The organism is bacterium (assembly GCA_023228325.1).
Taxonomy (GTDB): Bacteria; Auribacterota; UBA6266; order UBA6266; family UBA6266; genus UBA6266.
The window spans coordinates 1-7,589 of sequence record JALOBK010000013.1 but is presented as its reverse complement, the minus strand read 5'-3'; the positions used below and the strand labels follow the sequence as shown (position 1 = coordinate 7,589).

Annotated in this window: 18 protein-coding genes and 1 pseudogene; 10 read left to right on the top strand and 9 right to left on the bottom strand. The window is 28.6% G+C overall.

Annotation, left to right across the window (positions count from 1 at the left end; all coding sequences use genetic code 11):
• Positions 1-81 precede the first annotated feature (81 nt).
• The 9 genes from M0R36_10645 to M0R36_10605 all read right to left on the bottom strand — a co-directional run bounded on the left by M0R36_10645 (position 82) and on the right by M0R36_10605 (position 3,624).
• Positions 82-384 carry a hypothetical protein gene (locus M0R36_10645; GenBank protein MCK9556252.1) on the bottom strand — a complete coding sequence of 101 codons (303 nt, stop codon included), beginning with the start codon at positions 382-384 and terminating at the stop codon, positions 82-84.
• A complete protein-coding gene (locus M0R36_10640) occupies positions 381-935 on the bottom strand; it encodes a hypothetical protein (protein ID MCK9556251.1) in 555 nt (184 codons plus the stop codon). Before M0R36_10640 ends, M0R36_10645 begins: the two co-directional genes overlap by 4 nt.
• Positions 936-1,290: 355 nt before the next feature.
• Positions 1,291-1,491: a hypothetical protein gene (locus M0R36_10635; GenBank protein MCK9556250.1), complete on the bottom strand. Its 201-nt coding sequence runs from the start codon at positions 1,489-1,491 to the stop codon at positions 1,291-1,293.
• Positions 1,484-1,696, bottom strand: coding sequence for a hypothetical protein (locus tag M0R36_10630; GenBank protein MCK9556249.1), 213 nt, complete (start codon positions 1,694-1,696; stop codon positions 1,484-1,486). Before M0R36_10630 ends, M0R36_10635 begins: the two co-directional genes overlap by 8 nt.
• Positions 1,689-2,333 (bottom strand): hypothetical protein, encoded by a 645-nt coding sequence (locus tag M0R36_10625; GenBank protein ID MCK9556248.1) that lies wholly within the window; start codon positions 2,331-2,333, stop codon positions 1,689-1,691. Before M0R36_10625 ends, M0R36_10630 begins: the two co-directional genes overlap by 8 nt.
• Positions 2,326-2,607 carry a hypothetical protein gene (locus M0R36_10620; GenBank protein MCK9556247.1) on the bottom strand — a complete coding sequence of 94 codons (282 nt, stop codon included), beginning with the start codon at positions 2,605-2,607 and terminating at the stop codon, positions 2,326-2,328. The genes M0R36_10625 and M0R36_10620 overlap by 8 nt, the downstream gene beginning before the upstream one ends.
• Positions 2,604-2,990: a hypothetical protein gene (locus M0R36_10615; protein MCK9556246.1), complete on the bottom strand. Its 387-nt coding sequence runs from the start codon at positions 2,988-2,990 to the stop codon at positions 2,604-2,606. The genes M0R36_10620 and M0R36_10615 overlap by 4 nt, the downstream gene beginning before the upstream one ends.
• 17 nt (positions 2,991-3,007) lie before the next feature.
• Entirely contained in the window at positions 3,008-3,196 is a 189-nt protein-coding gene (locus M0R36_10610) for a hypothetical protein (GenBank protein MCK9556245.1), read from the bottom strand.
• An 8-nt stretch (positions 3,197-3,204) separates the two neighbouring features.
• Entirely contained in the window at positions 3,205-3,624 is a 420-nt protein-coding gene (locus M0R36_10605) for a hypothetical protein (GenBank protein MCK9556244.1), read from the bottom strand.
• 228 nt (positions 3,625-3,852) lie between these two features.
• Between M0R36_10605 and M0R36_10600 the strand changes: the two genes are divergently transcribed.
• From M0R36_10600 to M0R36_10555, 10 genes and pseudogenes are all read left to right on the top strand, one after another.
• Positions 3,853-4,005, top strand: coding sequence for a hypothetical protein (locus M0R36_10600; GenBank protein ID MCK9556243.1), 153 nt, complete (start codon positions 3,853-3,855; stop codon positions 4,003-4,005).
• Positions 4,002-4,349, top strand: coding sequence for a hypothetical protein (locus tag M0R36_10595; GenBank protein MCK9556242.1), 348 nt, complete (start codon positions 4,002-4,004; stop codon positions 4,347-4,349). Before M0R36_10600 ends, M0R36_10595 begins: the two co-directional genes overlap by 4 nt.
• A 14-nt stretch (positions 4,350-4,363) precedes the next feature.
• Positions 4,364-4,621 (top strand): hypothetical protein, encoded by a 258-nt coding sequence (locus tag M0R36_10590; protein ID MCK9556241.1) that lies wholly within the window; start codon positions 4,364-4,366, stop codon positions 4,619-4,621.
• 12 nt (positions 4,622-4,633) lie between these two features.
• Complete coding sequence (locus tag M0R36_10585) at positions 4,634-4,954, top strand: hypothetical protein (protein MCK9556240.1); 321 nt, start codon at positions 4,634-4,636, stop codon at positions 4,952-4,954.
• A 175-nt stretch (positions 4,955-5,129) separates the two neighbouring features.
• Positions 5,130-5,543: a hypothetical protein gene (locus M0R36_10580; GenBank protein ID MCK9556239.1), complete on the top strand. Its 414-nt coding sequence runs from the start codon at positions 5,130-5,132 to the stop codon at positions 5,541-5,543.
• A gap of 235 nt (positions 5,544-5,778) precedes the next feature.
• Complete coding sequence (locus M0R36_10575; GenBank protein MCK9556238.1) at positions 5,779-6,009, top strand: hypothetical protein; 231 nt, start codon at positions 5,779-5,781, stop codon at positions 6,007-6,009.
• Positions 6,009-6,377: a hypothetical protein gene (locus tag M0R36_10570; protein MCK9556237.1), complete on the top strand. Its 369-nt coding sequence runs from the start codon at positions 6,009-6,011 to the stop codon at positions 6,375-6,377. Before M0R36_10575 ends, M0R36_10570 begins: the two co-directional genes overlap by 1 nt.
• A 180-nt stretch (positions 6,378-6,557) precedes the next feature.
• Positions 6,558-6,719, top strand: a pseudogene (locus M0R36_10565) (peptide chain release factor-like protein).
• Between the two features lie 185 nt (positions 6,720-6,904).
• Positions 6,905-7,096 carry a hypothetical protein gene (locus M0R36_10560; GenBank protein ID MCK9556236.1) on the top strand — a complete coding sequence of 64 codons (192 nt, stop codon included), beginning with the start codon at positions 6,905-6,907 and terminating at the stop codon, positions 7,094-7,096.
• Positions 7,097-7,183: 87 nt separating this feature from the next.
• Positions 7,184-7,465 carry a hypothetical protein gene (locus tag M0R36_10555; protein ID MCK9556235.1) on the top strand — a complete coding sequence of 94 codons (282 nt, stop codon included), beginning with the start codon at positions 7,184-7,186 and terminating at the stop codon, positions 7,463-7,465.
• Positions 7,466-7,589: the final 124 nt, after the last annotated feature.

The window sequence follows — 7,589 nt, the reverse complement described above, 5'->3', positions numbered from 1 at the left end:
ATTTCTAGTCTGTAATAGTTCAATGACTTTATATATTCTTTTGCATTATCTCCCAGTTCTTCAAGATCATTTAATACATCGTCAGTCATTTATTATCTCTTCCTCCACATCTCTTAGAAATTTATATCGGCTTTGATTGACTATATCATCAAATCTATTCCAGAATTCTTTAATCTTTATTTCATCTTTTTCTTTTTTTGATAACATATTATCTAAAAGATATTTTCTTAATTCTGATAAATCTTGTCCTCTCGCAATTTCTGTTCTATTAGTACTTTCATAATTATATATTTCCCATTTATTATTAGGATGAATCGATAGGATTCCTCCATGTTTCACTTGAAACTGGTACCATAATTTTTTGTAATAATAATTCTTCTTCACTCCTCCTCCATTCCTTTTTTTATATGTTTCTCCGCATTAAACAACAGTGAAAGAATTTGTTCTTTTGAAATAGTCAGAATTGGTGAACCATCTCCAGCAGTGGAAGATCTTTTATAATAAACTGGATCATCAATTAATTTTATTGCTTCTTTTATTAATCCAATAGCAGTTTCAAGAAATACATTCTTTTCTTTATCTTGTTTAACTTCAATATTATTTTTATTTTCTTTTTCATCTTCCCTATCAAACTGTTTTGCTTTTTCTTTAGAAGATTCGGATGCCTTCTCTATATCGATTATTCTATATTTATTTGTGTATTCCTTGTCAAAATACAAAACACTTGGAGATTTTATTATGACACCATTTTTATTACATTCAAAATAATATATTTTTTTATCTGCTTCAGATGGCAACAATGATCTTGTATGAATTCGTATTCTATAATTATTATTCTTTAATTTTTCAATTGCTTCTTTCCATTTTCCATTTTTCATTTTTTTTGCAACGATGTGGAAATAAAGTGGAAAGTCTTCTAGTTTGATATTTTTCATTTAACTTTCCTCCTATAGTTTAGAAAGAAATGTTTCATATTCACGACACTTATCCTTTAATCTTTTTATTTCCAGATCTCTTCGTATAACACCTGGGCAATGCTTTAAAAACTCAGTACAATAATTATTTTTTGGACATTCATGGCAATATTTATAATCTAGAATCATATCTTGATCTGTCTTGCTCAAATTATTTCCTCCTGTTTTCATTTTCTAATAATTTCATCAATCTTATCCCTTACATTTATTAAATATGAAAACATTTTTTTGTGATCATTTCTTTCATGACTGTTTCTAGATAATTTTAATGAAACCAATATCTCTGACATATATTTATCAAATTCACTTTTAGATATCATAATTTTTCCGTATATATTTTTTTGATATTATCTTTTAACATTCCTTCTATTAAAATAGATTTGAAATCACACCCATAGGTTATCTCTGTTTTGTAAATAGTTTTTTTATTAAAATTAGTTATTTCCCTTATGCTTGTAATATGATCAGGATTAAAACTAACAATTTCTCCAAATATATCTTCAATTTCTTTACTCATTTTCACCACTCCTCCATGTCTTCTTTTCTGTATCCCACTTAATCATATTTCTAACTCTCCCTCCATGAAAATCTGAAGTGTGCCAATATGGAATGACATGTGAAAAATCATTAGAATCTCTACATCTTATTTTTACTTCCATCGATTCAAGATTATTAAGAATATGAATTAATTCTTCTATTAATGGTTTAACTTCTTTATTCATCGGAAACACCTTCATCTTTCATTACTTTATCCCAATCAACTGGCCATCTTTCAAAATATTCTGGGACATAAATATTTGTTGTAAATATATCGCATTTATTTGCCATATCCAGTAACAGCACTTCTTCGGTTGGATATTCATATTTATCGTTGGAATGCTCTTCGTGTAATTCTCTGATGTGATCCATGTCATATTGATAACTTAATTCACAATCCGATTCAATTTTACCGCATTCAAATAATCCATCTTCTGTTCCACAACAACACTCGTGTTTATGATTCATTAATCCATTAAAATTCTTTTTTCTCATTTCGTTTAGCATTGTTTTTTTATCAATAATAATTTCTTTATAATATCCCTTATTTTCATCATATGAATATCCGTTATCATTCCAAATCTCTTCTGATAAAATAATACCACCATTTGGATTGTTTTTAATCTGACCAGCATCAAATGCTATTTTCCCTGCCTCTACCCTATCAACAAATCTTTCGGTGTTAGTAATAAATCCTTGTGTAGTTCCTTGCTTACACGTTCCAAATGGTGATTTCTTAATACAACTCGAATGATCTTTTCCTTTGACAATAACACCATCATTTCTTATTATGGCAGCATGAGAAATATATTCTTTATTCATATGATTTTTCTCTCTTCCCCCGAACTTTTTCTTTTATTTCAGATTTTATATATTCTTCTGGTGGTTCGATTAACATAAAATATGTGAAATTATTTGCATATGATATTCCCTCAGAATCAATCACATCTCCGTCACCATCGATAAATCCTTTCATCCACCACGATTCATTATAATATATTCTTCCGTCCGTCATTCTTTTTTTGAACATACCAAATAACAATGGCCTTCCATCTTTATATTCTTCTTTTAATTCAGACATTGGTTGCCATTTCATTGAACTTCACATCTCCTTTTCCATATTACCTTCGTTCCGTTATCTATTATACAGGTTTCTTCTGGCGTTGCATGTCTTCCTTCTATCACTATTTCACATGGCTTGGTGTTAATGGTATTAATTCCACACATTTTATTTGAACAATAATATTTTGTCTTTTCATTGTCAACATCGCTCTTCAAATTCTTTAATTTAAAACATTCAAGACAAGCACCACATATATGTTTTGGAGAGTCTTCGGCCATATGACAAGAAATTGATGTTACTTCATCGCTTTGTTTATCCACATAAAAAGATAACCATTTAGAATCAATTTTTTTCTTATCTGATTCCTCTTTTCCACAAATGTCACACACATAGGTAATAACTTTTCTAAAACTCATTATTAAACTCCTTCAGCTTAATAAAAATTAAGTTGATAGTGCCCAAGATATTCTCCAAAATCATCACGAATTATTTCTTCATCTTTTCCTGTTTCTAAATTTTCAATGACTTCCCTGAGATCTCTTATGATACATGATCTTAGAGAGTCACCAGGATCATCATCATATTTCGTTCTACGGATTTCAAGGTTAAATTTAACTTCCATTCTTACTCCTAATTTTCCTCACATTCTTCAATTATAATAGAATCATAATCACCATCAACATCAATTTTAATTCCACATCGGGTTTTATTGCTTTTCAAAAAATCATTGATAATATCCAGATATTCTCCACTTCCTCTAATCAACGGTCCCTTATGATTAAATATAAAAGAGAATTTTAATTTTCCTGCCACTGCTCTCAATCTGTATGTGTATACTTTATCTTTATCCTCAATCTCTCTAACACTAAGAATTTTGGTTTTATTTTCTATAACTTCTCCATGCTCCCATTCTCCCTGTGCATCTTCAAACATTCCCAATATATTTTTTGCACCATCATCCATATCTTTATAATCATCAATATTAAATGTGAAATCATAATGCTTAACAATAGTTTCCTTGATAATAATTTTGTGAGTGTCTGCACACATAAAATCTCCTTTTATTTTTTTAATCCGACCTAAGTCAAATTCTGATAAAATATTGAAATAAATTAAATAAATACAATAAATAAAATAATCCCTATTTTAAAAACAAAGACAAATCTATCCAGAAAAATATTACTTCATATAAGATATATATTTATATTTTTGTATCATAGAAAAAAATTAAATTATTAAAATTTAAACAAACTTAAATATGGAGGAGAAAAAAAATAAATGAAAAACTGGTTGAAATTTATGTGGGGAATTATAACAAGTGATCTTCCATTTCTTTGTAAGTTATATGGCTTGACATATGGGCAGCTATTATATCTTGCAGCTAAAGGAAATGCGGAAGATATGAATAATAGGGAGGACAATAAAATATGAATACGATACCTCAAATAATTAACAAATTAAAGAAAACATATGATTTTATAAATAAATCGCATAACTATATATTATTGACACCAACAGAAGAAATAAATAAAGTAATAAATAATTTAAATTATGATGCACATGCATATCTAGATTCAGTAGATGATAAAAAAATATATGGTGAAAATTCAATACAAACTATGTCAAATGAATTTATTGGCAAATATATTCATGAAGCAGAAATTGATTTTATAAATGCACATAAAAAAAATATATTAGAAGCTGCTGCTAATAAAATAAAGAATGAGTTATTAGAGGTTGGAATAGATATTGATTTATATGAAGAAAAAAAATAAGGAGAAAAAATAAAATGAGTAAAACAATTGAAACTCTTAAGAGAGCTGATGCTGAACTGGTTTCTTATCTTAAAGATGTTGATATTAAAACTATTGATATTGGTGAAATAGAAAAAGATATTATTGTTATTCTAAACAAACATGACATCAAATTGCATAGCATTGATTTCACATATGATGAAAAGGATGAGGAGTGGAGAATAGAATTATTTGTCAGGTCTGAGAATAACGGATATAAAAAATTATATTTCTTGTGCCATTTGATTAAATAAGAGGAGGAGAAATTGTTTGAGAACTTACAACTTTATGGCTGGAACTACGAAGAAAACAGACCCTACTCCTATATCAAAGAAAGAACAGAATGTCGTATTAAGCGAGAAAACCCAGTTTTTGATATGAGAACTCCGGAAGGATTCAGAGTAGTAGCAACTTCTATTCAGATGGGTTGCTCATGCTATAACTTCGTCTATGCGGAGACTGAGAGTCACTACAAGTACATGCCAGTTTCTTCTCCAGAAGAACTTGAACCATTGTGCAAATGCATTATGGATAATTATTCTGAGATGATTAAGACACTGCATGACATTGAATATTGTGGGATATGAATAATTTCATATGCTTTAAAGGAGAAAAAAAATATGTTTAGTAATTCGATTATTGGTGAAGTTGCTAAGGAAGATTTAAAAGTTTTATTAAGATGGTCTATTGGTGTTTTGATTCTTGGGGCAACACTTGGTGGGTTGTGCGTTTATCTTTATATTTAGATAAAGGAGAATAATCATGGGAATTAAATATCCACTTAGAGATGGAGGAACATGCTATGGAAAATGTGATATATGCAAAAAAGAATTTGAATGGAATACGTGTGGGCCATCTGGAGAAGAATATGGTCTCTTAGAGTTGATTGATGAACACACTATTTGTTCCGATTGCATGCACAAATATATTGGAGTAGATAAACTAAAGAAAATTATAATTGAAAATGGGGCAAGACTTAAATTGATTGACAATGAATCCAAAATAATACAAATTTCCGAGGACGAGCAGAAAAAGATAGAGATTATGGAGACTGTTGATATGATAGATCTCATGTGTTACTATAAATATTATATGGGAAATGCAGATACTGATAAAGTCGAATGCCCAGTGTGTGATTATAAAAAAGATAGAGGAGTCAGAAAAATAAATGTTTAAAAAAATATTAAAAATCATTATGTGGGTATTATTAACTGTTATGGGAGCATATCTTTGTGAATTTATTTTTGTTGCATATATATTGAGCAATATTGAATGGTGAAGAATATGGATAATAAAAAAATAAAAGAATGGGAATTACTAGAACAAGAATATGATGATAATGTGTATGACGAAGATTTATTAGATAAATTGATGGAATTATTTGTTATAAAATAAAATATGGAGGATTTTAATGAAAATCTTTGTTTATGATAATGGAGAAGTGAAAATGTTTGATCCCAATATTACTCCATTGTGTTTATTAATCAATGAGAGTGATAGAGAAAATTTTAAGAATCAGCATCCAGACAAACCAAGGATGTATATAATCAATTCTGCATATAGTGAAGAAGAAGTTGAAAAGATATTGGAAACTATGCGACCAATAGTTAATGCAGAATATGAGAAGGAAAAAAATAAATAATGAAATATTCGGTAGTTAAATATGGGGTTCCAAATAAAAATGGAAGAATATATTCCAAAGAAATAGTAGAAGATATGGTCACAATAATTAATAGAAGACCAATACCAATTTATGTTGATGATAAACAATACTTTGGAGACGAGATTGGATTAGTAAAAGATCCAGAAATAATTGGTAATGAATTGTATGTTGATTTAGATATAATGAAGTCCCATCCAAATATTGATATACAAAATATCTTGAAATTATTAGAAAAAAAAGAAATTGTTCCAGTTATAAATGGAATTGGGGAATTGGATGAAGACTATAATGTTAAAAATTATACATTGGTTAGTATAAATCTCGTTCCTGCTGATATGGCATCTTAATATGTCAATATACATAACAGAATCTAATATTTCAGAACTGTATAAAAAATATCTAAATAAAGAAATAACTATGGAAGAATTTAGAAAGTCTAAAATAATATCTAGATCAAGGAGGTATTATCCAAGATGGGAAATGATGAAGGAAAAGATAAAGAACTTCTTTTTAGTATTACAAAAGAAGATTTTGAAATAGAGACCTTTAGGTGTGGTGGTAAAGGTGGACAACATCAGAATAAAACAGAATCTGGTGTTAGAATAAGACATAGGGAATCTGGAGCTATTGGCGAATCTAGAGAAGAAAGAAGTCAACATCAAAATAAAAGAATAGCTTTAAAAAGATTAACATTACACCCTGCATTTAAGAAATGGCATAAGTTAAAATGTGCTGCTGCATTTATGGGAATGAATGATATTAAAAAAATGTTAAATCAAATGGTAGATGAACAACTACAAGAAAAGAATATTAAGTATGAGATTAAAGATGAGAATGGGAATTGGATTGAAATTAAAGAGGAGGATATTAAATAATGGATGATAAAACTAATGCTGATTTAATAGAATTAACGGAATATTTTCATGAGGCAGGAAGATTATTGATGTGGTTTTGTGAATGTACTATGGATGGGTCACCGGATGAAATTAAACTTTGTGTAGAGAAAACTAAAATTTTTTTGAAAGAGACAGAAGAAGAATTAAGTAAAATAAGGAAGGGATATTAAATGCTGACTCTATGTGTTTGGGTATTAATTATATTTTGTATTTCATCAATTGTATATGGTTTTTGTATATGCGATTTGGGATATTGGATGGTTGGTTTTATAGCTTTAATATTAACGTTTATACTTGGATACAGTTATCTTCCGGTGGATTATTATGTTACAGCAACATTCAAATCCAATATTATTCATGGAGAATTTACTAAAGAACAACATACAATCACAGCAATAAAAGGTGTTAGGAATTATTTTCCAGATACGGAACCAGAAGTGAGATTAATGATAAATGGGGATTCAATTAAATTACACGAGAAAGTTCACATGTATGATCTGCCAAATAATCTAAAGTGGGAGAGAATTGATGACAAATAAAAAATTATTAGAAGAAGGAGGAAAATAAGTAATGGATTTTAAGAATAGACCAATAGTTGTTTGGGTTGATAAGGATAATAAATATATTGATTCTTTAATTCCAAAATCATTAGTTGATGTTGGA

Coding starts and splice junctions, on each gene's coding strand:
- M0R36_10555 (MCK9556235.1), top strand. CDS start 7,184: ATGGTTGGTTTTATAGCTTTAATATTAACGTTTATACTTGGATACAGT.
- M0R36_10630 (MCK9556249.1), bottom strand. CDS start 1,696: ATGAATAAAGAAGTTAAACCATTAATAGAAGAATTAATTCATATTCTT.
- M0R36_10620 (MCK9556247.1), bottom strand. CDS start 2,607: ATGAAATGGCAACCAATGTCTGAATTAAAAGAAGAATATAAAGATGGA.
- M0R36_10595 (MCK9556242.1), top strand. CDS start 4,002: ATGAATACGATACCTCAAATAATTAACAAATTAAAGAAAACATATGAT.
- M0R36_10590 (MCK9556241.1), top strand. CDS start 4,364: ATGAGTAAAACAATTGAAACTCTTAAGAGAGCTGATGCTGAACTGGTT.
- M0R36_10605 (MCK9556244.1), bottom strand. CDS start 3,624: ATGTGTGCAGACACTCACAAAATTATTATCAAGGAAACTATTGTTAAG.
- M0R36_10600 (MCK9556243.1), top strand. CDS start 3,853: ATGAAAAACTGGTTGAAATTTATGTGGGGAATTATAACAAGTGATCTT.
- M0R36_10560 (MCK9556236.1), top strand. CDS start 6,905: ATGGATGATAAAACTAATGCTGATTTAATAGAATTAACGGAATATTTT.
- M0R36_10570 (MCK9556237.1), top strand. CDS start 6,009: ATGAAATATTCGGTAGTTAAATATGGGGTTCCAAATAAAAATGGAAGA.
- M0R36_10610 (MCK9556245.1), bottom strand. CDS start 3,196: ATGGAAGTTAAATTTAACCTTGAAATCCGTAGAACGAAATATGATGAT.
- M0R36_10625 (MCK9556248.1), bottom strand. CDS start 2,333: ATGAATAAAGAATATATTTCTCATGCTGCCATAATAAGAAATGATGGT.
- M0R36_10635 (MCK9556250.1), bottom strand. CDS start 1,491: ATGAGTAAAGAAATTGAAGATATATTTGGAGAAATTGTTAGTTTTAAT.
- M0R36_10615 (MCK9556246.1), bottom strand. CDS start 2,990: ATGAGTTTTAGAAAAGTTATTACCTATGTGTGTGACATTTGTGGAAAA.
- M0R36_10580 (MCK9556239.1), top strand. CDS start 5,130: ATGGGAATTAAATATCCACTTAGAGATGGAGGAACATGCTATGGAAAA.
- M0R36_10575 (MCK9556238.1), top strand. CDS start 5,779: ATGAAAATCTTTGTTTATGATAATGGAGAAGTGAAAATGTTTGATCCC.
- M0R36_10640 (MCK9556251.1), bottom strand. CDS start 935: ATGAAAAATATCAAACTAGAAGACTTTCCACTTTATTTCCACATCGTT.